Here is a 23317-nt window from a genome sequence, read left to right as displayed (position 1 = left end):
AACTGACCCCTCGTGTTCGACCGCCTCGGCGGTCGCGCGAGCTATTGACCCCAGCTTTGAGTGAAACGAAATGGAATTAACTCCTCGCGAAAAAGACAAGCTGCTGATCTTCACTGCCGCCCTGCTGGCCGAGCGCCGCAAGGCCCGGGGGCTGAAGCTCAACTACCCCGAGGCCGTGGCCCTGATCAGCGCCGCCGTGATGGAAGGCGCCCGCGACGGCAAGACCGTGGCGCAGCTCATGAGCGAGGGCCGCACCGTGCTGACCCGCGCCGATGTGATGGAGGGCATCGCCGAGATGATTCCGGACATCCAGGTCGAGGCCACCTTCCCCGACGGCACCAAGCTCGTCACCGTGCACCAGCCCATCGTCTGACCCCTTTTCTCTCTTCTCCGTGGAGCCCCCATGCGCATCGCCCTCTCACACCGCCACACAGCCGCTCTTCTTTTCATAGCTGCCAGCGCAGTCAGCACAGGCGCCAGCGCCCATACAGGCGCTGAATCCCACATCCACAACAGTTTTCTGAGCGGCTTTGCCCACCCCCTGTTCGGCCTGGACCATCTGGCCGCGATGGTGGCCGTGGGCCTGTGGAGCGCCCTGGCCGCGCGCAGCGCCGGGCGCGATCTGCTGTGGGGCCCCGTGGGCTTTGCAGCCATGCTGCTGGTGGGCGCCGTGCTGGGCCTGCAGGGTGTGGCGCTGCCTGCGGTGGAGCCCATGATTGCCGCGTCGCTGCTGGTCACGGGCCTGCTGGTCGTGTCGCGCCTGCGTGTGCCCGGCCTCGTGGCGGCGCTGGTGGTTGGTGTGTTTGCAGTGTTCCACGGCGTGGCCCACGGCTACGAACTGGCGGGTGACGACAGTGCCTGGTTGACCCTGGCAGGCATGCTGACCGCCACCGTGCTGCTGCACAGCGCGGGCCTGGCGGCAGGCTGGGCGCTGCGCCACCGCCATGTGTGGCTGGCCCGCGCTGCTGGCGCAGGTGTTGCGGCGTTTGGTGGCGTGCTGCTGGCGCAAATGGCCTGAGCCTTCCTTCCAAGGAGCCTTCATGATCCCCGGCGAACTCATCACCGAACCCGGCGAGCACGCGCTCAACACCGGCCGCCGCACGCTCACCATCGTCGTGCGCAACACGGGCGACCGCCCCATCCAGGTCGGCTCGCACTACCACTTTGCCGAGACCAACAACGCCCTGGGCTTTGACCGCGCCGCCGCGCGCGGCATGCGGCTGAACATTGCATCCGGCACGGCCGTGCGCTTCGAGCCCGGCCAGGAGCGCACCGTGGAGTTGGTGGACTACGCGGGCGACCGCAAGGTGTTCGGTTTTCAGGGCCTGACGCAGGGCGCGCTGTAAAAACTTCAAGCCAAAACAGCCTCTCTCGCGCATCCCACAAGCGCTAGCAGCTATCAAAAACAGAGTAACCAGTTCTCGCGGAGCACCCTCACCATGGCAACCATTGGACGACGCGCCTATGCCGAAATGTTCGGCCCCACGGTGGGCGACCGCCTGCGCCTGGCCGACACCGACCTCATCCTGGAGGTGGAGGCCGATTACACCCTGCGCGCGGGCAGCTATGGCGAAGAAGTGAAGTTTGGCGGCGGCAAGACCATCCGCGACGGCATGGCGCAAAGCCAGCGCAGCAATGCCAGCGGCGCCGTAGACACCGTGCTCACCAACGCGCTCATCATCGACCACACCGGCATCGTCAAGGCCGACATCGGTCTGCGCGCAGGCCGCATCGCCGCCATCGGCAAGGCGGGCAACCCCGACGTGCAGTCGGGCGTGGACATCGTCATCGGCCCCGGCACCGAGGTCATCAGCTGCGAGGGCAACATCGTCACCGCAGGCGGCATCGACAGCCACATCCACTTCATCTGCCCGCAGCAGATCGAAGAGGCCCTGGCCAGCGGCGTGACCACCATGCTGGGCGGCGGTACCGGCCCCGCCACCGGCACGCTGGCCACCACCTGCACGTCGGGCCCCTTCAACATGGAACGCATGCTGCAGGCGGCCGATGCCTTCCCCATGAACCTGGGCTTTTTGGGCAAAGGCAACGCCAGCCTGCCCGAGGCGCTGCACGAGCAGATCGACGCGGGCGCCATCGGCCTCAAGCTGCACGAAGACTGGGGCACCACGCCCTCGGCCATCAGCAACTGCCTGGACGTGGCCGAGGCCACCGACACGCAGGTCGCCATCCACAGCGACACGCTCAACGAATCGGGGTTTGTGGAGAACACCATCGCCGCCGTGGGCGGGCGCGGTATCTGCGCCTTCCACACCGAAGGTGCTGGCGGCGGGCATGCGCCCGACATCCTGCGCGTGGTGGGAGAGGACAACTTCCTGCCCAGCTCCACCAACCCCACCATGCCGTACACGCAGAACACGCTGGACGAGCATGTGGACATGCTCATGGTGTGCCACCACCTCGACGCCAGCATTGCCGAAGACCTGGCCTTTGCCGAAAGCCGCATCCGCAAGGAGACCATCGCCGCCGAAGACATCCTGCACGACCTGGGTGCCATCAGCATGATGTCGAGCGACAGCCAGGCCATGGGCCGCGTGGGCGAAGTCATCCTGCGCACCTGGCAGACGGCGCACAAGATGAAGGTGCAGCGGGGCAGCCTGCAGGGCGACAGCGCCCGTAACGACAACACGCGCATCAAGCGCTACGTGGCCAAGTACACCATCAACCCCGCCATTGCCCACGGCATCGCCCATGAGGTGGGCTCGCTCGAAGTCGGCAAGTGGGCCGACATCGTGATCTGGAAGCCCGCGTTCTTCGGCGTGAAGCCCGCGCTCATCCTGAAGGGCGGCTTGATCGCCATGGCTGCGATGGGCGACCCGAATGCGTCCATCCCCACACCCCAGCCCGTGCACTACCGGCCCATGTTCGGCGCGTTTGGCGGGGCCATTGCCAAGACCTCGCTCACCTTCGTGTCGCAAGCAGGTCTGAACGCAGGCGTTGGCGAACGCTTCGGCCTGCGCAAACAGCTCAGCGCGGTGCGCAACATCCGTGGCGTGCGCAAGCAGCACATGGTGCACAACAGCTACACGCCCAAGATGGAAGTGGACGCACAAACCTACACCGTGCGCGCCGACGGCCAGCTGCTCACCTGCGAGCCCGCCACCGTGCTGCCCATGGCGCAGCGCTATTTCCTGTTCTGAGCAACGCATGGCCGCCCTCCCCGCCCCGCTGCAGATCCGCCTGGACGACCTGAGCGACCCGCGCATCGAAGCCTTCATGCAGGAGCACCTGCAGGACATGTATGCGGTGTCGCCACCCGAAAGCGTGCACGCGCTGGACATGGACCAGCTGCGCCAGCCCGATATCGCCTTCTGGTCCGCCTGGCTGCCCGGGGCCGATGGCGGCACGTTGGTGGGCACGGGCGCCCTCAAGCGGCTGGATGCAGAGCATGCCGAACTCAAGTCCATGCGCACCAGCGCCCGCCACCGGGGCCAGGGCATCGCACGCCAGGTGCTGGCCCACCTGCTGCACGAGGCCCGCACACGCGGCTTCAGCCGGGTGAGCCTGGAGACAGGACCCCAGCCCTTTTTTGAACCCGCGCGCCAGCTGTACTTTCAGCATGACTTTGTCGAATGCGGGCCCTTTGCCGACTACGGCCCCGACCCGTACAGCTTCTTCATGACCCGCCCCGTGTGAGCAGCCCCTTGTGAGTAACCCCGCGCTGCCCCACCCGGGCCACAATGCGCGTTTTGCTGACCGAACAGACCTCCATGCTCCAAGCCTCCAAACTCCTCCCCCAGGGCCAAGGCCTGGCCCCCGTGCTGCTCAAGCGCGCCACCACGGTTGAACTGGACTGGGACGTGCGCCAGAAAAGCCGCTTTGCCGCCACCGACTCCGCTGGCCGCGAACTGGGCATCTTCCTGCCGCGCGGCACGCTGGTGCGCGGCGGCGATGTGCTGGTGGCCGAAGACGGCTCCATGGTCCGCGTGATTGCCGCGCCACAACCGGTGCTGGTCATCACCCACTGCCAAAGCCACGGCACACCGTTCGACCTGACGCGCGCTGCCTACCACCTGGGCAACCGCCATGTGCCCATCGAGCTGCAGCCCGACCACCTCAAGATCGAGCCCGACCACGTGCTGGCCGACATGCTGCGCGCCATGCACCTGATCGTGACCGAGCAGAACTTGCCCTTTGAGCCCGAAGGCGGGGCCTATGCGGCGGGACACGGCGGCGGGCACCACCACCATGGTGGGCATGACCACGGACATGACCATGGGCACGATCACAGCCACGAGCACGGCCACGATCACAGCCATTCGCACGCACAAACTCCAGCGGTTGGTGCGGCTTCAGCACCCGCCCGGGGCCGCACCGTGTCCATCCCCGTGGAGGCCCAGGGGCATGTGCACGGCCCCCACTGCAACCACGACCACTGAGCCCCGCGCCATGCGCTTTGACCGCCCCGCGCCCCTGCCCGCCGCCAGCTTTCTGCAGCTGATGTGGCTGGCCTCCCCCGCGCTGCCCGTGGGCGGGTTCTCGTACTCCGAGGGGCTGGAAAGCGCCATTGAAAACGCGGGCCTGGCCAGCGAAACCGCCGTGGGCGACTGGCTGCTGGACCAGCTGCACATCACGCAGGCGCGCGGCGACATGGCCCTGATCGCCAAGGCCGTGAGCGCCTGGCGCCGCGCCGACTGGGGGCATGTGCGCGAACTCAACGACTGGGTGCTGCACACCCGCGAAACGAGCGAGCTGCGGCTGCAGACCGAGCAGATGGGCCGGTCGATGGCCGACTGGCTGCGCAACCAGTACCAGGGCGACGCAACCCTGATGCCCGCCGTGCGCCACCTGGCTGCCCTGCCCCCCACCTACCCCGTGGCCTTTGCGCTGGCCGCGTCCACCACCCAGGCCCCCGTGCGCGATGTGCTGCTGGCCTACGCCTTTGGCTGGGCCGAGAACATGGTGCAGGCCGCGCTCAAGTCCATGCAGCTGGGTCAGAGCGCAGGCCAGCGCATCCTGGCGCGCTTGGCCGACGCCATTCCCCCTGCTGCAGACCACGCCATGGGCCTCATGGACAGCAAGCGCCAGGCCTTTTCGCCCATGCTCGCCATCCTGTCGGCACAGCACGAAACCCAATACTCCCGCCTCTTCCGATCATGACCACCAGCACCCTGCACCACATCCCGAACCGCACCAAACCACTGCCCCCTTTGCGCGTCGGCATCGGCGGCCCCGTGGGCTCCGGCAAGACCACGCTGCTCGAAATGCTGTGCAAGGCCATGCGCGATGACTACGACCTGGTGGCCATCACCAACGACATCTACACCAAGGAAGACCAGCGCCTGCTGACCGTGAGCGGCGCCCTGCCACCAGAGCGCATCCTGGGCGTGGAAACCGGCGGTTGCCCTCACACGGCCATCCGTGAGGACTGCTCCATCAATCTGGAAGCGATCGACCGCATGCTGGGCGAGTTCCCCAACGCCGACATCGTGTTTGTGGAAAGCGGCGGCGACAACCTGGCCGCCACCTTCAGCCCCGAGCTGAGCGACCTCACCATCTACGTGATCGACGTGGCCGCCGGTGAAAAAATCCCGCGCAAGGGCGGCCCCGGCATCACCAAAAGCGACCTGTTCGTCATCAACAAGACCGACCTTGCCCCCCACGTGGGCGCCAACCTCGACGTGATGCACGCCGACACCACCCGCATGCGCACCAACGCCCAGGGCTTGCTCAAACCGTTTGTGATGACCAATCTGAAGAACCTGAGCGGGCTGACCAAGGTGATCCGGTTCATCGAAACGCGGGGCATGCTGAAAAAATCAGCGCCTGCAGTCGGCTAGAATCCGCGCTTCCGTGCCCGGAGACGTGGGTGAGCGGTTTAAACCAGCAGTCTTGAAAACTGCCGACGGGCAACCGTCCGTGAGTTCGAATCTCACCGTCTCCGCCACCACACCAAAAAAAAAACGGGCCCGCGCGGCCCGTTTTTTCTTTCCCCACCGCCCTTCAGCCTCCCTACCCGTGGAAGCCACCCGCACAGCAGCGGGCACCAGGGTTCACGCCTTCGTCACGTGCGGCCTGCGCTCTCCGCCAGATCCGATCCCTGCGGCGCAATCGGCGTCAGGTCCTCGGGGCGGCACACGTCTTCGCTGTGGGCCAGGCGGATCCACAGGCCCGTGCGGCGGATGATGATGTAGTCCACGGTGACCCGTCGGCCTTTGTAGATGAATGGGGTGCCGGGTTTGTACAGGATCATTCTTGTTTTGTAGCAAGCAGCCGTTGCCTCGCCGTGACACCCAGGCTGGCAACCGATGATGGACCGATGGTGCCGCCACTTCATGCGGCGTGCATGGACCAGGGTCAAAAGACCCAGGGAGAGGCCGACTTTTTCTGCAGGCAAGCATGCGATGTGCCAAGCAAAAAAAAGCCCGCAGGGTGCGGGCTGAACACTTGCTTGGAGCAAGCGGGAGGGATGTCGAAGGGGTATCGACCGGGTGATCGTAAAACGCGCCCGACCGCACGGGTGTAGGACAGCGCCGATTGTGGTGCGCCCACCCACCCTCACATGCCATAGATGCGCGCGCAGCCACGGCCGGAGGCCTTGGCCAGGTACATGGCGGAGTCGGCCTTGCGCAGGAGTTCTTCTGCGTCGGCCGCGTCCGCAGGGGCCATGACGATGCCCACCGAGGCGCCGATCTGGATGAAGTGGGATTCGATTTCGGTGGGCTGGCCGATGGCATGCACCAGCCGCTCGGCCAGGCGGTAGGCGCTGTCGGGGTCCGAGACGCCGCGCTGCAGCAGGGCGAATTCGTCACCGCCCAGGCGGGCCACCACGTCGTCGCCACGCGCGGCCTGCGTGAGCTGCTGGGCCACCCAGATGAGCAACTGGTCGCCCACCGCGTGGCCAAAGCGGTCGTTGACGGGCTTGAAGCCGTCCAGGTCCACATACAGCACGGCAAAGCCCCGGCCCGGGCGCCGCGCGTCGGTCACAGCGGCCTGCAGGCTGTGCAGAAAGGCCGTGCGGTTGAGCAGCCCGGTGAGCCCGTCGTGCTCGGCCACATGGCGGATGCGCGACTCCGCCTCCTTGCGCTGGGTCACGTCGGTGAAAGTGCGCAGGGCGCCGCCGCCTTTGATGGGCACGGTCTGCACCTCCAGGATGCGCCCATCGGGCCGGGGGCGGTCGTACACCTGCTGCTGATCAACACCGCCGTTGCTGTGCAACAGCATGTCCTGGATCTCCTGCGAGGCGCCGTCGAATTCACCACGCGCACGCAGGTAGGCCAGCACGTTCAACAGCGAGGGCTTGGCGGCCATCAGCTCGGCAGGCAGCTCCAGCAGTTCCAGCGCGCGGCGGTTGCACAGCTCCACGATGCCCGTGGCACTGATCTTGGCCACGCCCTGGTCCATATGCTCCAGTGTGGCTTCCAGCAGGATGGATTTTTCGCGCAACTGGGCCTCGCTGTCTCGCGCGCTGCGTTCGGCCTGGGCCAGCAGGTGCTGCTGGCGCTTGAAGTCGGTGATGTCTACATGCGCGTAGAACACGGTCCCGTCCGCCCCCTGCTTGGCAATCACCCGGCTCCAGCGGTTGCGCGGCAGGGGCACTTCGAAGGGCGCACCGGCAAAGCGCATGTTCTCCTGCAGGATCGAGAGGCCGTCAAAAAACGGCGCCATGTCGCCCGGGCCGTCGGCCGCCCAGGCGTGGCGGTAGGCCTCGTCAAAGGTGAGGCCAGTGGCGGCCGTCCGTTCGGTGAAACGGTACATCTGCATGAAGGGCTCGTTGACCCACTGGATGCGCTGGTCCTCGCCGCAAATCATCAGGCCGTCAGGGATGCGGTCGAACAGCTCGGTGCTTTCGATCAGCGGGCTGCGCAGGTAGCCCGGCTCGTGGATGTTGGGGGCGTCTGCCGCACCGGGTGCGTTGGCCAGGGCCTGGGCGCGCCACACACGCACGCGGCCCACGCCTGCAATGGGCAGCGACGCCACCTGCACGCGCAGGCCCCGGTGCTCGAAGCTGTATGGGCGCGTCTGGGCGCGGTGGCGGTCCACGCCTGCGGCGATGTAGCGCTCGATGTTGGGCAGCTCCTGCGCATCCAGCCTCCCGGTGTAGAACCGCCGCAGGTTGGCGTGGTACGGCTCGCCTGCGTACACATGGCCCTCGTGTTCGGGGAAGAACTTGAAGAAGGTCTGGTTCCAGGCGATGGTCCGGTCGCCTTCGTCAAAGGCACACAGGGCCACATCCAGGCCATCCAGGGTGTCGCCCAGGGTGTGGATGAGGCGGAGAACGAGGTCGTCGGACATAGGGAACAGGGCTGCGGCAAAACACGGAAGCCAGAGGCCCACGCGGCGCGCAGATCCAGGCGCTTTCGATTTTGCCGGGCATGCCTTACGTCAAGCCATCACCCCGCCAGCGCGGGCCCCGGGCCGCGCACTGGCGTTGCGGTCAGCCCACAGTGTCTTGACCGGCGTCAAGCCCCGGCCGCGCCCGGTGGTCTGCGCACGGTACCGGCGGTTACGCAGCGACACCCCTTTGGCGCACACCTTCCGGTATGGTCTGGCCCTGTTTTTGATGGAGATGGTTTCATGACAAACACCGCTTTGGTCGCTGCTGCTGCCAGCCTGGGTATGGCCGCACTAGTGGCGGGTTGTGCCAGCCACGGGCCCACCCCGGCGCCAGCCCCCACCCAGTCACAGGCGCAGGCTCCCGCCCCGGAAGCACTGTGCAATGCGCAACCGGCCCAGGCGGCAGTGGGGCAGAACAGCACGGCGTCGGTGGTCGAATCGGCGCGGGCCCGGTCGGGCGCGCGCATGGTGCGCATCCTGCGGCCGGGCCAGATGGTCACCAAGGAGTTCGACACCCAGCGGCTGAACCTGGAGGTGGATGCCAACGGGCGCATCCTGGCGGTGCGCTGCGGCTGATCGGCGCGCAGGCCGGGTGCCCGATGCAGCAGCCATCAATAGCTATAATTTTTATAGCAATAAACGCTTATCCATTGCGCGCAGACGGCCTTTTTCCTTGGAATCCCACGCACCCTACCCGGCTCAACCAGCTCAGTCGGCCAGGAACAGCTCCTGCAGATCGCTCAGGAAGTCAAAGCCCCGCTCGGTCGGGCGCACATGGGCCAGGTCGCGCTCGATCAGGCCCTTGCTCTCCGCCTCCTTCAGCCCCTTGGCAATCGCGGTGATGGGCAGGCCCGTGCGGGCCATGAAGTCCTGCAGCGCAAAACCGTCGCGCAGGCGCAGGGCGTTGAGCATGTATTCAAACGGCAGGTCGGCGCGGCGCACCTCATCGTCCTGCGCCACGGCGCGCCCGGCCAGGGCGTTGTCCATGTAGCGTGCTGGATCGCGAAAGCGCACCTGCCGCACAACGCGGTGGGCAAAGCTGAGCTTGCTGTGTGCGCCCGCGCCAATGCCCAGGTAGTCGCCAAACTGCCAGTAGTTGGTGTTGTGAAAACACTGGTGGCCCGGCTGCGCGTAGGCCGAGATCTCATAGCGCGCCATGCCCGCCTGGCCTGTCAGCTCGGTGATGCGGTCGAGCATGGCATAGGCCTGGTCGTCCTCGGGGATGGCCGGGGGGAACTTGGCGAAGTAGGTGTTGGGCTCGATGGTGAGGTGGTAGATGGAGATGTGCGGCGGCTTGAAAGCCAGCGCCGTGCGCAGATCCTGCTCCAGCTCCTGCTGCGTCTGGCCTGGCAGCGCGTACATGATGTCGAGGTTGAAGGTTTCGAACGACGCGGCGGCCTCTTCCACCGCCGCCATCGCCTGGGCGCGGTCGTGCACGCGGCCCAGGGCCTTGAGGTGCTGGTCGTTGAAGCTCTGCACCCCCACCGACAGTCGCGTGACGCCCGCTGAGCGGAAGGCGCGGAAGCGGTCTTTCTCGAACGTGCCGGGGTTGGCCTCCAGGGTGATCTCGCAGTCCGGCTCCAGCCGCAGGCGGGCGCGGATATCGCCGATCAGCCGGTCGATGGCGGCAGGCGAGAACAGGCTGGGCGTGCCGCCGCCGATGAAGATGCTGTGCACGGTGCGGCCCCAGATGAGCGGTAGCGCAGCCTCCAGGTCGGCCATCAGGGCGTCGATGTAGCGCTGCTCGGGCACCCCGTTGTCACCCGCCCCGTCGCCACGGGCCTCGTGCGAGTTGAAGTCGCAGTACGGGCATTTCTTGAGGCACCAGGGCAGGTGCACATACAGCGACAACGGCGGCAGGCTGGGCAGCTGCAGCAGGCCCGGGCGCATGTAGTGCTGGATGTCGCGCACCACGGCGGGTTCCGCCTCTGCCTGCGGGGTGATCGGGATGTGGGCCACGTTCTTGCCGTCCCTTCTACAACCAGCGCTCACGCATCAGCGCCAGCATCTGCGCGGCAGAGCGGCCCCGGTGGCTATGGGCGTTTTTAACCTCCACGGGCAGCTCCGCAAAGGTCTGGCCGAACTCGGGGATGAACATCACGGGGTCGAAGCCAAAACCGTTGGCGCCCCGGGGTTCGGTGGTGATCTCGCCCACCACGCGGCCCACGGCAATCAGCGGCTCGGGGTCTTGCGGGCTGCGCACAGCAACCAGGGTGCTGACCATGGCGGCGCGGCGGTTGGCCACGCCTTGCAGTTGCTCCAGCAGGGCGCGCACGTTGTTGGCGTCGCTTTTCTCGTAGCCAAACTGGGTGCAGTAGTACGCCGTGTCCACGCCCGGCAAGCCGCCAAAGGCATCGACACACATGCCGGCATCGTCGGCCAGCGCGGGCAGGCCCGTGTGCTCAGACGCAAACCGTGCCTTGGCCAGGGCGTTTTCGACAAAAGTGCGGAAGGGCTCCTCGGCCTCGCCCACGCCCAGGTCGGCCTGGCGCACCAGCTCCACGCCCAGCGGGGCGAACATGGCCTGCAGCTCGGCCAGCTTGCCACGGTTGTTGGATGCAAGAACAATTTTCATAGTCAAAATGGCCTCTACCGCCCGACCAGCATGCCTGAGTAGCTATAAATTAGTGAGTATCCTGAAGGGCTTGCTGCTGCAGCTGCACCAGCTGGGCGATGCCCTTTTCGGCCAGGCCCAGCAGCTGGTCCATCTCGGCGCGGGTAAAGGCCACGCCCTCGGCCGTGCCCTGCACCTCCACATAGTGGCCCGCGCCGGTCATCACCACGTTCATGTCGGTGTCGCAATCCACGTCTTCCACATATTCCAGGTCCAGCAGCGGCGTGCCCTGCACGATGCCGACCGAGATCGCGGCCACGGGCTGCAGCAGGGGCGACTGGGTGATCTTGCCGCTGGCCAGCAGCTGGTGGACCGCATCTTGCGCGGCCATCCAGGCGCCGGTGATGGCGGCGGTGCGCGTGCCGCCATCGGCCTGGATCACATCGCAGTCGAGCTGAATGGTGCGCTCGCCCAGCAGCTTGAGGTCAAACACCGCGCGCAAGCTGCGGCCGATGAGGCGCTGGATCTCTTGCGTGCGGCCAGTCTGCTTGCCGCGCGCGGCCTCGCGGTCGCTGCGGGTGTGGGTGGCGCGCGGCAGCATGCCGTATTCGGCCGTGACCCAGCCTTCGCCACTGCCCCGCTTGTGGGGCGGCACGCGTTCTTCCACCGAGGCGGTGCACAGCACCTTGGTATTGCCGAACTCGATCAGCACCGAGCCTTCGGCGTGCATGGTGTAGTGGCGGGTGATGCGCACGGGGCGCAGCTGGTCAGCGGCGCGGTCGCCGGTGCGAAGGAATGTGGTCATGGTTCTTGGGTGTCCAGAAAATGCCTTCCATGCGCCGCCCAAGGCGCACGCCAGAAAACGAAACAGGTCAGATAGCAGGCCTGCGCCCGCTGCACGAGGCCGCGCAGCCGAGGCAGGTCAGTCAGGCTTTTCGAGCAGCAGAGCGACGAATCGCCTCGTTGATTTCGGCAATCGAACGCTCGATGGCCGCGTCGTCCAGGTCATCCACCAGCCCGTCGAGCGGCCCCGCCTGGATGGTGGATGCAAACACGTCTTCGCTGATGCTGTCGGTGGATACGCCCTGGGTGGACTCGAACGCATCGGGCGTCTCCCACTCCAGCGCCACCACGGTCACGTTGTCACTGCTGTCGCCCGCCTTGCGCAGGGCGTCTTCGACCAGGTCGGGCACGGCATGCGACACCGCGTTGCGCGAGAGCTGCTTGGCGATCTCGTCGTCGCTGAGCGTGCCCCACAGGCCGTCGGAGCACAGCAGGATGCGGTCGCCCTGCTCCAGGTACACGGGCCCGGTGATGTCGTAGATGGGCTTGGTGGGCGAACCCAGGCAGGTGAACAGCACGTTGCGGTTGATCCGCTCCAGCCCCGGCGGCGGGTTGTTGCGCAGCTCCATGTACGAGTGGTCGCGCGTGCGGGTGAGCAGGTCGCCGTCTCGCACCATGTACAGGCGCGAATCGCCGCAGTGGATCCAGGTGGCGGTGCCCGCCTGCAGCACAGCCGCCACCAGCGTGGTGCGGGGCGTGTCGAGCATGCCTTTGTCGGTGGCGTAGCGCAGGATCTGGTGGTGCGCCGCCAGCAGGGCGCCGGACAGGAATTCCTGCACATCCTTGAGCTGGGGCTTGGCCTCGCGCTGGAACAGCGCCGAGACGGTCTGCAACGCGATCTGCGCCGCGATCTCGCCCTCGGGGTGCCCCCCCATGCCATCGGCCAGAACAAACAGGCCCGATTCGCGCGTGTAGCAATAGCCCATGCGGTCTTCGTTCTTCTCGCGGCCACCGCGGCGGCTGATCTGGAATACGGAGAACTTCATAGTGATCCACGCAAACAAGGATGCACCAATGCATCGTTACTGAAACTGCGCCATGCCCGAACCCGCTTTGCGTGGGCCGTTTTCATTTGGGTTTGGCTCCGATGCCGGTGGCTTCACCCACCTTCTGTACATTTTTCTTGGTGTCGGACACCAGGGTGTCGAGCTGCAGGCGCATCTTCTCGGCCACCGAAAGTTTGGTGTAGCGGCGTTCGCCTTCGCGGCTCAGTTCCTTCTGCAGCGCAAACACCGACTGCGGGCGCGACAGCGGGTCGAGCGCCATGCACCATTCCACCACCTCGATCAGGTTGTCGGAGTACACGCCGCGCAGCTTGGTCAGCGCCAGCGAGAGCCGGTCCTTGTCGATGCGCTGCGGCGCCTCATTGGGCGGAAAACCCTGCATGCAGGCGTAGATGCAGGCGCCGATGGCGTAGATGTCGGTCCAGGGGCCCATGGACGAGTCGCGGCGGTACATCTCGGGCGCGGCAAAACCAGGGGTATACATGGGGCGGATGAAATTGCCCTCTTTGCTCAGCACCTCGCGCGCGGCGCCAAAGTCGATCATCACGGCCTTGTTGTCGTCGGTGATGAAGATGTTGGCGGGCTTGATGTCCAGGTGCAGCATCTTGTGCTGGTGCACGATGCGCAGCCCGCGCAGCACCTCGTCGAACAGCGAGCGGATGGTGGATTCGCGGAAGACCTTCTGCGTCTTCAGGTCGCGCGCGGTGATGATGAAGTCCTGCAGGGTCGCACCCTCCAGGTAGTTCATCACCATGTAGACGGTTTCGTTCTCGCGGAAGAAGTTGAGCACGCTCACTACCGAGGCGTGCGAGATCTGCGCGAGCGCGCGGCCTTCTTCAAAAAAGCTCTTGAGGCCCAGACGGTAGAGCGAGAGCTTTTCGGACGGCACCTTGGGTAGCAGCTCGCCGGGCGCGCGGGTGGCCAGCGACGAGGGCAGGTATTCCTTGATGGCGACTTGCTGGCCTTCGGCATCCAGGGCCAGGTAGACCACACCAAAACCGCCGGAAGACAACCGGCGCACCACGCGGTAACCGCCAATTGCGGTATCGGGCGGCAAGGGTGCCGGCTTGATTTTTGACATATTTTGCGAAGATGATTCGGGGGCAAGGCGGAACCCGGATAATCGCCGGATCGCAAGCAACCATCAAAAAGTCCAATGCCAGTTTACAGCATGACCGGATACGCCAGCGCACAGCATGGCGCATCTGCCGCCGGCGCTGAAACCGACGCCCGCGCACCCCAATCGCGCCGGCTGGGACTGGAAATCCGCTCGGTCAACAGCCGCTTTCTGGACCTCTCGTTCCGCTTGCCCGACGAACTGCGCGCCCTGGAGCCTGCCCTGCGCAGCCTGCTCACGGCGCGCCTCAAACGCGGCAAGGTCGAGGTGCGCGCCGCCCTGGACACCGACGACAGCAACACCCTGCAGGACCCGCCCCCGCGGCTGCTGCAGCGGCTTAACTCCCTGCAGGATTCCGTGCGCGCCTGGCTGCCCAGCGCCTCCCCGCTCACGGTGGCCGACGCCCTGCGCCTGTGCGCCAACGCCCATTCCGGCACGGAAGACTGGAGCGAAGCCGTCCCCGCGCTGGCCGAAGAAGCGCTCACCGCCCTGCTGGCGGCCCGGGAACGCGAAGGCAAACGCCTTGCGACCATGCTGCTGGACCGGGTCAAGCAGCTGCGGACCCTGGCCCAGCAGGCGGTGCCCATGGTGCCACTGCTGGTCGAGCAACAGCGCCAGCGCTTCATGGAGCGCTGGAAGGAAGCCATGGCCCTGACCGACGGCGCCACCCTGCCCGAGGCCGCCCGCGACCGCGCCCTGACCGAGGCCACCGCCTTCGCCATCCGCATCGACGTGGCCGAGGAAATCACCCGGCTCGACTCGCACCTGGACGAGATCGAGCGCCTGCTCAAAAAAGGTGGCGAAGTGGGCAAGCGCCTGGATTTCCTCATCCAGGAACTGCACCGAGAGGCCAACACGCTGGGCTCCAAGTCGGCGGCTCTCGACCTCACGCGCATCAGCGTGGACATGAAGGTGCTGATCGAGCAGATGCGCGAGCAAGTGCAAAATATCGAATAACACTCATTTTTTGATAGCGCACAGCGCACATCAACTATGGACTATCCCGGAAATCTCATCGTAGTGGCGGCGCCCAGCGGCGCTGGCAAATCCAGCCTGGTCAAGGCGCTGCTGGAGCTGGACTCGCACGTTCACCTCTCGGTCTCCCACACCACCCGCGCCCCGCGCGGCCAGGAGAAACACGGCCGCGACTACTACTTCGCGTCGCAATCCGAGTTCGACGCGATGGTGCAGAGCAATGCCTTCGTGGAATGGGCGCATGTGCACGGCAACCGCTACGGCACCTCCAAGAAAGCCATTGAAGAGCGCATCACCCAGGGTTCGGATGTGATCCTGGAAATCGACTTCCAGGGCGCCCTGCAGATCAAGGAGGCCTTTGCCAACGCCGTGCTGGTCTTCATCCTGCCACCGAGCTGGGAAGAGTTGCGCTCACGCCTGGAGCGGCGCGGGGAAGACACGCCGGAGGTGATCGAAGTCCGCCTCAAGAATGCAGCCGAAGAGATGGCACAGGTCAGCAAATTCGACTTCGTTATAATTAACGAATTGTTTGAGCGCGCGCTTTTCGATCTGAAGGCCGTTGTTCACGCCCAGCGACTCAAGTACGTCGCCCAGCGCCGCGCACGTGCTGACACCTTCCAGTCGCTCAATATCACCTGAATCCCGGAGTAAAACGATGGCACGCATCACTGTAGAAGACTGTCTGGAAAAGATCCCCAACCGCTTCCAGCTCGTGTTGGCCGCCACGTACCGTGCCCGCATGCTGAGCCAGGGCCATGCCCCCCGCATCGAAAGCCGCAACAAGCCTGCCGTGACCGCCCTGCGCGAAATCGCCGAAGGCAAGGTGGGCCTGGAAATGCTCAAAAAGGTTCCTGGTTGAGCCGTTTTCTGGGCAACGCCCCCGAAAGAGCACCGCGACAGCGGTGCTTTTTTTTTCCCGGAATTCGTCCGATGCGCTCCCGCGCTACATTTAAGGCATGAACGCGGTGCTCAACTCACCTTCTGCAACGCAGCCCCGGCCTGGCGATCTGCCGACGGCAGGCAACCTCTCGGCTGCGGCCGCTGCCGCCAACGCAGCGGCGGCCAGCTTTGCCGCGCTGACAGACAGCCTCGACTATCTGGATGCATCCAGCATTGAGCAAGTGCGCCAGGCGTACCGCTTTGCCGACGAAGCGCATCTGGGCCAGTTGCGCAACAGTGGCGAGCCCTACATCACGCACCCGATTGCCGTGGCGGCCCAATGCGCCACCTGGAAGCTCGACGCTCAGGCCCTGATGGCCGCCCTGCTGCACGATGCCATGGAAGACTGCGGCGTCACCAAGGCCGACCTGATTGACCGCTTTGGCGCGCCCGTGGCCGAACTGGTGGACGGCCTGACCAAGCTGGACAAGCTGCAGTTCAACACCCGCGAAGAGAACCAGGCCGAGTCCTTCCGCAAGATGCTGCTGGCCATGGCGCGCGACGTGCGCGTCATCCTCATCAAGCTGGCCGACCGCACACACAACATGCGCACGCTGTCGGACATGCCGCGCAGCAAATGGGGCCGTATCTCGTCGGAAACACTGGAGATCTACGCCCCCATCGCCCACCGCCTGGGACTGAACCAGACCTACCGCGAACTGCAAGACCTGGCGTTCAGGCACCTGCACCCCTGGCGCTATGCCACGCTGTCGAAAGCCGTCAACAAGTCGCGCAACCGCCGCCGGGACCTGGTGCAGAAGGTGCAGACAGAAGTGGATGCCGCCTTCTCCAAGATCGGCATGAAGGTGCGCCTGGCGGGTCGTGAAAAAACCCTGTACGCCATCTACCAGAAGATGGACCTCAAGCACCTGAGCTTCGCGCAGGTCACAGACATCTATGGCTTTCGGGTGATCGTCCCCACCGTGACGGACTGCTACACGGCGCTCGGGGTGCTGCACCAGATGTACAAGCCGGTGCCCGGCAAGTTCAAGGACCATATCGCTATTGCCAAGCTCAATGGTTACCAGTCGCTGCACACCACACTGGTCGGCCCCTCGGGGGTGAACATTGAGTTCCAGATGCGCACCGATGAAATGCACGTCATTGCCGAGGCTGGCGTGGCCGCGCACTGGCTGTACAAGGCGCAGGACGGTGACGGCACTTCGGCAGAACGCCTGGGCACCAAGTGGCTGCAGTCACTGCTGGACATCCAGAACGAGACGCGTGATGCCGCCGAATTCTGGGACCACGTGAAGGTGGACCTGTTCCCTGACGCGGTCTACGTGTTCACCCCCAAGAGCCAGATCATGGCCCTGCCCCGGGGCGCGACTGTGGTGGACTTTGCCTATGCCATCCACAGCAATGTGGGCGACCGCACCACGGCAGCCAAGATCAACAACGAGCAGGTGCCGCTGCGCACCGAACTCAAGAACGGCGACGTGGTCGAGGTCATCACGGCCCCCGTTTCCACCCCCAATCCAGCGTGGCTGGGATTCGTACGCACCGGGCGTGCCCGCTCGAAGATTCGCCACTACCTCAAGACCCTGGCGCAGACCGAGTCAGAGGGCCTGGGCGAAAAGCTGCTGACGCAAGCCATTCGCGCCGAAGGCCTGGAGCAACTACCGCCTCTGAACGCAGAAACCCAGCCCCTGTGGGACAAGCTGTTGCGCTTTACGGGCAACCGCAGCCGCAGCGAACTCATGACCGATCTGGGCCTGGGCAAGCGCATCGCCAGCATCGTGGCCAAGCGGCTGATGGTGCTGATGTCGGAGCACGGCCATCGCCCCGATGCCTTGCTCATGACCCGCGAGCGCTATACCTCGCACGAAACACTGTCGCAAGGAGCCGTCACGCTCGACGGCAGCGAGAACGCCTCGGTGCAGTACGCGTCCTGCTGCCGCCCGGTCCCCGGCGACAGCATCGTGGGCTACCTGGGCCGAGGTGAAGGCCTGGTTGTGCACAACGTGCATTGCAGCGTGGCCAAGCGCTTGCAGCACAAGGACAGTGAGCGCTTCATTGCGGTGGACTGGTCGGATGAACCCACACGCATGTTTGAAACGGGCGTGGTGGTCACCGTCACCAACGGCAAGGGCGTGCTGGCCCGGGTGGCAGCAGAGCTGGCGAACTCCGAAGCAGACATCACCCACGTCGATATGGACGATGAGGCAGCACTGGACACCACGGACCTGCGCTTCATCGTTGCCGTGCGCGACCAGGCGCATCTGGAGTCGGCGCTGCGCAACCTGCGCCGCACCCAGGCTGTTATTCGGGCAGCCCGCATCACACCCCAGGCCTGAGAAGCCTTCCAGCAGCACCACTCAGCAGAGGACGGGGCCGCGGAAACCGCCTCTCTGCGAGCAACGGTCCCAACAGGGCTCAAGGTGAAGGCGACGGGTAGCGGACCTCCACCACCTCCAGATGGCGAACGCCCCCAGGGGTTGGCAGCTGAACCTCATCCCCCACACGGGCCTTGAGCAGCGCGCGCGCCACTGGGGAAATCCAGCTGACCTGGGATTCACGGCTGTCAGCTTCGTCAATGCCCATGATGGTGATGGTGCGCTCGACACCTTCATCGTCCAGATAGGTCACCGTCGCACCAAAATAGACTTGGTCGCTTCCTGCATGTTGACTGGGATCGACAACCTCGGCGATCTCCAGTCGCTTGGTCAGGAACCGGATGCGCCGATCGATTTCGCGCAGGCGCTTCTTGCCGTACAGATAGTCGCCGTTCTCGGAACGGTCGCCGTTGCTCGCCGCCCAGTGCACCACATCTACTATCTTGGGGCGCTCGTTGTCGATCAGGTCGAGCAATTCATCCCGCAAGCGCGCATACCCCTCGGGCGTGATGTAGTTCTTGCCGCCAGCAGGCAACGGTGGCAACGCCAACTCTTCATCGTCAGCACCATCGGTCTCTTTGGTAAAAGCCTTGCTCATCGCCAGATACTCCCGATCAGCGCAAAGCGCGCGGACAAATGAAAAAGCCTGCAATCTTGCGATTGCAGGCTTTAAACATTGGTGCGGCTGGCAGGAATCGAACCCACGACCCCTTGGTTCGTAGCCAAGTACTCTATCCAGCTGAGCTACAGCCGCTAAGCTTTGAATTATAGCATGATTTCTTGGCGACCCTTGAAATCTTTCTTTCTATTTGCACCCACTTGGTGGTGGCATGTCGCAAACAAAATCTAATTCAGCGCAAGCCACGATTGTAATGCACTCCAAGGCGTCTCCAAGAGAAACAGGGCACATTGCCGTTGAAAAATGGCTTTGATCACGATGATCACCCATGCGGGCAATGGGTGGTAGGGCGTGTTGGACTTGAACCAACGACCAAAGGATTATGAGTCCTCTGCTCTAACCAACTGAGCTAACGCCCCAAGCCATGCTCCAGCGCTATACAACGGGGCAAGCGCCGTATTGTAGGGGCTTACTTGCGATGGCTGAGCGCGTTGGAGACCAGCTTGGAGGTGATGTCCACAATCTGAATCATCCGGTCATACGGCATGCGCGTGGGGCCAATCACCCCCAGTGTGCCCACCACCGTGCCATCCACTTCGTAAGGGGCACTGACAATGGACAACTCTTCAAAAGGCACGACCTGGCTCTCCCCCCCGATGTAGATGCGCACACCTTCCGCCTGGCTGGAGATATCGAGGAGGCGCAAGATCTGCGTCTTTTGCTCGAAGAGATCAAAGGCCCGCCGCAGGTTGCCCATGTCACTGGAAAAGTCGCTGACTGCCAGCAGGTTGCGCTCGCCAGAGATGACGACTGCATCCTGTGCCTCCGACAATGCTTCGGACCCAACATTCACCGCCGCCTGCATCAGCGATGCAATTTCACCGCGCAGCACATCCACCTCAGACTTCAGTCGCTCGCGCACTTGCTCCATCGCGAGCCCCGCGTAGTGCGCGTTCAGGAAGTTGGAGGCTTCAATGAGCTGAGACTGGGAGTAGTCCGCTTCGGTAAAGATCACCCGGTTCTGCACATCGCCTTCGGGCGAGACGATGATGACCAGGAAGCGCCGCTCGGAGAGCCTCAAGAACTCGATGTGGCGAAACACGGAGGTGCGCCGAGGCGCCATCACGACACCCACAAACTGCGACAGATTGGAAAGCAACTGCGCAGCGTTGGCGATCACCTTCTGCGGCTGCTCGGGGGCAAGCTGGGGAGCCGTCAATGGATCCCGCTGCACGGTCAGCATGGTGTCCACGAACAGCCTGTAGCCCCGCGCAGTGGGAATTCGACCCGCCGAAGTGTGAGGGCTTGCGATCAGCCCCAGCTCTTCCAGATCAGCCATGACATTACGGATCGTGGCTGGCGACAAATCCAGGCCGGAAGCCCTGGACAGGGTGCGGGACCCCACCGGCTGTCCGTCGGCGATGTAGCGCTCGACCAGGGCTTTGAGCAACAACTTGGCACGGTCATCGAGCATGGAATGATTTTACTTTTGTAATCGTGTTTTGGCCCAGCGGCCCCGGCTTCCGCGGCGGTGGGGGTGGTCACGCAAGCTGCTAAGCGGCTCGCCAAGCATATCCGCCAGATTGGGCTGGTCGCACCAGCAGGAAGGGCAACGCCCGGCGGCCTGGGCCACATCTTCATCAGGCAAGGCACGCTTTCAGCGCCACATTTTGGCTTCTGGTTGACGGACAGGTTACACCCACCGTCTACTCAGGCCCGCCAGCGCCCCACGCCGTGGGGCAGAATTCGGCCAGAAGCGGTCATTCGCCAACGACGCTTCTACTATTTGGTTGCAAATCAGGTACTCATGGACTCAGGTATTCAAGAATTGGTGAGCACGCTCGAAGAGTTTGCGCACTTACTAGAGAGCGATGGCGACCAAAGTTGGAGCCTGTGGATTCGGACGGCTTCGCGCAAATTGAGCAATGGCGACGGTTCAGGTGTTGAGTACCTCTTGCGGGCCTACGGCGGCATGGGCTCAATCAACGACCTTGTTCTGGGCCAAACATTCCGCGATGGAACCTTCGCCTGGAAGCCCGGATACTTAGAACTGAACGAACGCTTTGAAACGCTTCGCGACAAGGCGTGGCATCTTGCACAGAACGTCAAGCGTTCACGTGGTGGCACTTGACACAGCAATTGCTCCCGTTTTCCCGGTAGGGGCCGTATTGAGTGACTGCTTCGGAGCGAGCTCGAATACCGCTTTGGGCCCGAAGCAGACGGTCGTACCGCTCAAAAGCAGACTCGGGTGAAAGTCTCGTTTCAATCGAGGCTGCAACCAGAGACTGCGAAACACAACGGCTGGTTAGCTCTTTCGGATCGTCACTGTGCCGTCTGACATGCGCAACGCCTCAACCCGCCACTCTGGTTCGTTCATCCCGTCGTGGCTTTGTACACCGAACGTCTCGACTACACCTTCAGCACCCGTCGGAGTGACTGTCCACCATGCACGCTCGTAAGGCGTGTCACCACGCTCGTGGTCGTAGCTTACTTCTATGGTCTCGGTCACATCCATTGCAACCTGAGACAACCAGCGAAGCAAAGGAATATTCCATGCGCCCAAACAACCGCAAGCTTCGGGTTCTCCGAGATCGCTCTCGCCGAGCACTTGTCGATTCGCTGCTGTTGCCCAAACAGTTTCGTCCTCAGGCTTCTGGAGATACTGTTGGCCGTACAGGTTTTCAATCAAGAGCAGTTCAGTAATGCTCATGTAGAGCCAACCATTGTGCGATCTAGCGGCCTTCAGAATTCGTCGTAGTGAGCCGCAGTACTTGATGCGGTCCACCGCTTGACCTGCTTCGCGGAGTCTTAGCGTTGCGTAAATTGGCATGAGTAAAGCGTGTGCGAAAGGCGGCTTCTGGCCGGATTCTGCCCCACGGCGAGGGACGCTAGCGGGCCCTGAGCTGTCCTAGACCTTGCTATTAAGCGGTCATCGTCCAGCGCCATGAGAACGCTCAAGTTGCTAGAGCGAATGGACGACTCTTAGGGAGGAGCACGTCCATTAAACCTCGCCTGAACGCGTGAATTGCTACATCATCTTCTTGGTGAAGACCCACAGCAGAAATGCCTAGTTTTAGCGATACGACGAAGCCAGCAAGCTCCACCAGATTGGTGTCTTCTTGTGCCAAGTAAGAGAGAAAGTGATGATCCCAGGCCATGCGATGCCCATGAAGAGCTGACGTGCAGCCAGGGAGAAAAGTACATTCGCTTAATCCATCTTCGTCAAACCTGAATATCAAGTTTGAGTAGTGCAATTCTGATATTTGCTCGCGATTGCGCCGCCTTGCCAGCGGCTCACCATAAGCGGCGACGACTTCGGCCTCAGCGCCTCCGTATGGGATACCACCGACGCTGACATATGAGATGACGTCAATCATTTGATTTTTGCACGCGGTGCTCGAATGTCCGTTTATGGCCGAGTTCTGCCCCACGCGCTCGGCGTCTATCTCTACTTTTGCAATCGTGTCTTCGCCCAACGCCCCCGCCCCTCATGGCGGTGGATGTGGTCGCGTAAGCTACTGATAGAAACGCCCAGCATATCCGCAAGAGTGCGTTGGTCGTACCAGCCAGAGCGCCAGCAAGCGGCCGCCTGGGCTACGTCTTCGTCGGAAAGGGCACGCTTTCGGCCCCAAGTTTTGCCAGCGGCTCGAGCTGCTCGCTGACCAGCGAGGCACCGTTCCCGGATCAATTCACGCTCAAACTCTGCGAAGGCTGACAGCAGATGAAGGAACATGCGCCCCTGTGGCGTGTCGGTTTCGATTGACTCAGTCAACGAGCGGAAGCCAACGCCCTTCCCTTTCAGGTGTTCAAACACCTTCACGAAATGGGACACGGAGCGGGCCAGTCGATCAAGCTTATAGACGACGAGAACATCACCTTTGACCATGGAGGTCAACAGCTTATCCAGCTCCGGGCGGTTCTTCACCGCCGAGCGTTTTTCCTGAACAACCTTTTCAATACCCGCCCGACGGAAGGCCGCTAGCTGTGCCGCTGTGTTCTGTTCAGTGGTGGAAACTCGGGCGTAGCCGTAGACGGTCAACGGTCTACGTACTGGCTGTCAAATCGCTTGCGCGCGGCCATGTATTCGTTTGCGCAAGCAGCAGTGCCTGAATCCATCTTGCATGACGGTGATGGCTGATAGAACTTTGACCAAGCGGCATCCCTGCGCGCCTGCCGTTCCGCCTCAAGGCGCGCAGCAAGTGCGCGTGCACTGCGCAACTGCTCAGCCTTTTGATCGGCCTCCTGTTGCTCTCGGGCCGCTTGCTGCATCCTCGTAGCGGCCTCAGCGTTTGCTCGGTCCGTTTGCGCCTTTGCCTGCTGCTCAATCTTGCGCAGTGCTTGCTCTGCCCGGTAGGCCAAGATCGCCTCATAGGTAAATACAGCCGCAAGACCGCCAATAAAAACCCCCAGGGCAATCTTGAAAACGTCCAAGAGAAAAGAGCCCTCATCCTCAGTTTGAAACAAACGCCTGTCCATGAACCCTCCCGTGATCGAGTGTAGCCCTGAGTAACAAAGTTTGAGCTTGCTTCGCAGCTTCAGGCGCTCGCCGCGCGGCGTCCATTGCCCGTGAGAGGTAGCGCCCAGCACCATTCCCCAGATTTCTTCGCCTCTTCGGCCAACGCTAAGCCAGGACCG

Annotated in this window: 27 protein-coding genes and 3 tRNA genes; 15 read left to right on the top strand and 15 right to left on the bottom strand. The window is 63.7% G+C overall.

What is annotated here, in order from left to right; translation table 11 throughout:
* The first annotated feature begins 70 nt into the window (after nt 1-70).
* From AC07Z7_RS03700 to AC07Z7_RS03660, 9 genes are all read left to right on the top strand, one after another.
* A complete protein-coding gene (locus AC07Z7_RS03700) occupies nt 71-373 on the top strand; it encodes an urease subunit gamma (protein WP_044397060.1) in 303 nt (100 codons plus the stop codon).
* A 30-nt stretch (nt 374-403) separates the two neighbouring features.
* The gene (locus AC07Z7_RS03695) at nt 404-1018 is read left to right on the top strand and encodes a HupE/UreJ family protein (protein WP_494765350.1); all 615 of its coding nucleotides are present in this window, start codon (nt 404-406) and stop codon (nt 1016-1018) included.
* Nucleotides 1019-1040: 22 nt separating this feature from the next.
* Nucleotides 1041-1346 (top strand): urease subunit beta, encoded by a 306-nt coding sequence (locus AC07Z7_RS03690; protein ID WP_094286755.1) that lies wholly within the window; start codon nt 1041-1043, stop codon nt 1344-1346.
* Between the two features lie 93 nt (nt 1347-1439).
* Nucleotides 1440-3158, top strand: a complete 1719-nt coding sequence (gene ureC / locus AC07Z7_RS03685) for an urease subunit alpha (protein WP_494765349.1) — start codon at nt 1440-1442, stop codon at nt 3156-3158.
* 7 nt (nt 3159-3165) lie between these two features.
* The gene (locus AC07Z7_RS03680; RefSeq protein WP_094286751.1) at nt 3166-3654 is read left to right on the top strand and encodes a GNAT family N-acetyltransferase; all 489 of its coding nucleotides are present in this window, start codon (nt 3166-3168) and stop codon (nt 3652-3654) included.
* Between the two features lie 74 nt (nt 3655-3728).
* On the top strand, nt 3729-4397 hold the full coding sequence (gene ureE, locus AC07Z7_RS03675) for an urease accessory protein UreE (protein ID WP_494765348.1): 669 nt from the start codon (nt 3729-3731) through the stop codon (nt 4395-4397).
* Between the two features lie 10 nt (nt 4398-4407).
* A complete protein-coding gene (locus AC07Z7_RS03670; protein ID WP_494765347.1) occupies nt 4408-5118 on the top strand; it encodes an urease accessory protein UreF in 711 nt (236 codons plus the stop codon).
* Nucleotides 5115-5798, top strand: coding sequence for an urease accessory protein UreG (gene ureG, locus AC07Z7_RS03665; protein WP_494765346.1), 684 nt, complete (start codon nt 5115-5117; stop codon nt 5796-5798). The genes AC07Z7_RS03670 and ureG overlap by 4 nt, the downstream gene beginning before the upstream one ends.
* A gap of 19 nt (nt 5799-5817) precedes the next feature.
* Nucleotides 5818-5905 (top strand) — tRNA-Ser (locus AC07Z7_RS03660).
* A gap of 117 nt (nt 5906-6022) precedes the next feature.
* On the opposite strand, the gene AC07Z7_RS03655 is transcribed toward AC07Z7_RS03660, so the two are convergent.
* The gene (locus AC07Z7_RS03655) at nt 6023-6211 is read right to left on the bottom strand and encodes a hypothetical protein (protein WP_063463045.1); all 189 of its coding nucleotides are present in this window, start codon (nt 6209-6211) and stop codon (nt 6023-6025) included.
* 305 nt (nt 6212-6516) lie between these two features.
* Entirely contained in the window at nt 6517-8253 is a 1737-nt protein-coding gene (locus tag AC07Z7_RS03650) for a diguanylate cyclase domain-containing protein (protein ID WP_494765345.1), read from the bottom strand.
* 282 nt (nt 8254-8535) lie between these two features.
* Here AC07Z7_RS03650 and AC07Z7_RS03645 point away from each other — a divergent pair, with 282 nt between their 5' ends.
* Nucleotides 8536-8871 (top strand): I78 family peptidase inhibitor, encoded by a 336-nt coding sequence (locus tag AC07Z7_RS03645; protein ID WP_094286743.1) that lies wholly within the window; start codon nt 8536-8538, stop codon nt 8869-8871.
* A 132-nt stretch (nt 8872-9003) separates the two neighbouring features.
* On the opposite strand, the gene hemW is transcribed toward AC07Z7_RS03645, so the two are convergent.
* From hemW to AC07Z7_RS03620, 5 genes are all read right to left on the bottom strand, one after another.
* On the bottom strand, nt 9004-10254 hold the full coding sequence (hemW, locus tag AC07Z7_RS03640) for a radical SAM family heme chaperone HemW (RefSeq protein WP_494765344.1): 1251 nt from the start codon (nt 10252-10254) through the stop codon (nt 9004-9006).
* A gap of 16 nt (nt 10255-10270) precedes the next feature.
* Nucleotides 10271-10870 carry an RdgB/HAM1 family non-canonical purine NTP pyrophosphatase gene (gene rdgB / locus AC07Z7_RS03635; protein ID WP_494765343.1) on the bottom strand — a complete coding sequence of 200 codons (600 nt, stop codon included), beginning with the start codon at nt 10868-10870 and terminating at the stop codon, nt 10271-10273.
* Nucleotides 10871-10919: 49 nt separating this feature from the next.
* Complete coding sequence (rph, locus tag AC07Z7_RS03630) at nt 10920-11654, bottom strand: ribonuclease PH (RefSeq protein ID WP_494765342.1); 735 nt, start codon at nt 11652-11654, stop codon at nt 10920-10922.
* Between the two features lie 121 nt (nt 11655-11775).
* On the bottom strand, nt 11776-12678 hold the full coding sequence (locus AC07Z7_RS03625) for a PP2C family protein-serine/threonine phosphatase (protein ID WP_094286735.1): 903 nt from the start codon (nt 12676-12678) through the stop codon (nt 11776-11778).
* A gap of 82 nt (nt 12679-12760) precedes the next feature.
* On the bottom strand, nt 12761-13777 hold the full coding sequence (locus AC07Z7_RS03620; protein ID WP_063463038.1) for a serine/threonine protein kinase: 1017 nt from the start codon (nt 13775-13777) through the stop codon (nt 12761-12763).
* A gap of 75 nt (nt 13778-13852) precedes the next feature.
* On the opposite strand from AC07Z7_RS03620, the gene AC07Z7_RS03615 reads away from it, so the two are divergent.
* The 4 genes from AC07Z7_RS03615 to AC07Z7_RS03600 all read left to right on the top strand — a co-directional run bounded on the left by AC07Z7_RS03615 (nt 13853) and on the right by AC07Z7_RS03600 (nt 18024).
* On the top strand, nt 13853-14770 hold the full coding sequence (locus tag AC07Z7_RS03615) for a YicC/YloC family endoribonuclease (RefSeq protein ID WP_494765341.1): 918 nt from the start codon (nt 13853-13855) through the stop codon (nt 14768-14770).
* Nucleotides 14771-14806: 36 nt separating this feature from the next.
* Complete coding sequence (gene gmk / locus AC07Z7_RS03610) at nt 14807-15427, top strand: guanylate kinase (protein WP_094286731.1); 621 nt, start codon at nt 14807-14809, stop codon at nt 15425-15427.
* 16 nt (nt 15428-15443) lie between these two features.
* Nucleotides 15444-15647 carry a DNA-directed RNA polymerase subunit omega gene (gene rpoZ, locus AC07Z7_RS03605; protein WP_005794722.1) on the top strand — a complete coding sequence of 68 codons (204 nt, stop codon included), beginning with the start codon at nt 15444-15446 and terminating at the stop codon, nt 15645-15647.
* 97 nt (nt 15648-15744) lie between these two features.
* The gene (locus AC07Z7_RS03600) at nt 15745-18024 is read left to right on the top strand and encodes a RelA/SpoT family protein (RefSeq protein WP_494765340.1); all 2280 of its coding nucleotides are present in this window, start codon (nt 15745-15747) and stop codon (nt 18022-18024) included.
* A 79-nt stretch (nt 18025-18103) separates the two neighbouring features.
* On the opposite strand, the gene greB is transcribed toward AC07Z7_RS03600, so the two are convergent.
* The 4 genes from greB to hrcA all read right to left on the bottom strand — a co-directional run bounded on the left by greB (nt 18104) and on the right by hrcA (nt 20156).
* On the bottom strand, nt 18104-18661 hold the full coding sequence (gene greB, locus AC07Z7_RS03595; protein WP_094286727.1) for a transcription elongation factor GreB: 558 nt from the start codon (nt 18659-18661) through the stop codon (nt 18104-18106).
* A gap of 79 nt (nt 18662-18740) precedes the next feature.
* Nucleotides 18741-18817 (bottom strand) — tRNA-Arg (locus AC07Z7_RS03590).
* 207 nt (nt 18818-19024) lie between these two features.
* Nucleotides 19025-19101, bottom strand: a tRNA-Ile gene (locus tag AC07Z7_RS03585).
* A gap of 50 nt (nt 19102-19151) precedes the next feature.
* On the bottom strand, nt 19152-20156 hold the full coding sequence (gene hrcA / locus AC07Z7_RS03580; RefSeq protein ID WP_094286725.1) for a heat-inducible transcriptional repressor HrcA: 1005 nt from the start codon (nt 20154-20156) through the stop codon (nt 19152-19154).
* Between the two features lie 63 nt (nt 20157-20219).
* Here hrcA and AC07Z7_RS03575 point away from each other — a divergent pair, with 63 nt between their 5' ends.
* Nucleotides 20220-20813, top strand: a complete 594-nt coding sequence (locus tag AC07Z7_RS03575; RefSeq protein ID WP_494765339.1) for a DUF6966 domain-containing protein — start codon at nt 20220-20222, stop codon at nt 20811-20813.
* 174 nt (nt 20814-20987) lie between these two features.
* On the opposite strand, the gene AC07Z7_RS03570 is transcribed toward AC07Z7_RS03575, so the two are convergent.
* The 4 genes from AC07Z7_RS03570 to AC07Z7_RS03555 all read right to left on the bottom strand — a co-directional run bounded on the left by AC07Z7_RS03570 (nt 20988) and on the right by AC07Z7_RS03555 (nt 23158).
* Nucleotides 20988-21392 (bottom strand): hypothetical protein, encoded by a 405-nt coding sequence (locus tag AC07Z7_RS03570; protein ID WP_494765338.1) that lies wholly within the window; start codon nt 21390-21392, stop codon nt 20988-20990.
* Between the two features lie 244 nt (nt 21393-21636).
* On the bottom strand, nt 21637-22059 hold the full coding sequence (locus AC07Z7_RS03565; RefSeq protein WP_494765337.1) for a hypothetical protein: 423 nt from the start codon (nt 22057-22059) through the stop codon (nt 21637-21639).
* A 71-nt stretch (nt 22060-22130) separates the two neighbouring features.
* The gene (locus tag AC07Z7_RS03560; RefSeq protein ID WP_494765336.1) at nt 22131-22721 is read right to left on the bottom strand and encodes a recombinase family protein; all 591 of its coding nucleotides are present in this window, start codon (nt 22719-22721) and stop codon (nt 22131-22133) included.
* Entirely contained in the window at nt 22718-23158 is a 441-nt protein-coding gene (locus AC07Z7_RS03555) for a hypothetical protein (RefSeq protein WP_494765335.1), read from the bottom strand. Before AC07Z7_RS03555 ends, AC07Z7_RS03560 begins: the two co-directional genes overlap by 4 nt.
* Between the last annotated feature and the right edge of the window lie 159 nt (nt 23159-23317).

It is taken from the genome of Acidovorax sp. GW101-11A03 (assembly GCF_059424825.1).
This window is presented reverse-complemented; position numbering and strand designations above follow the sequence as displayed.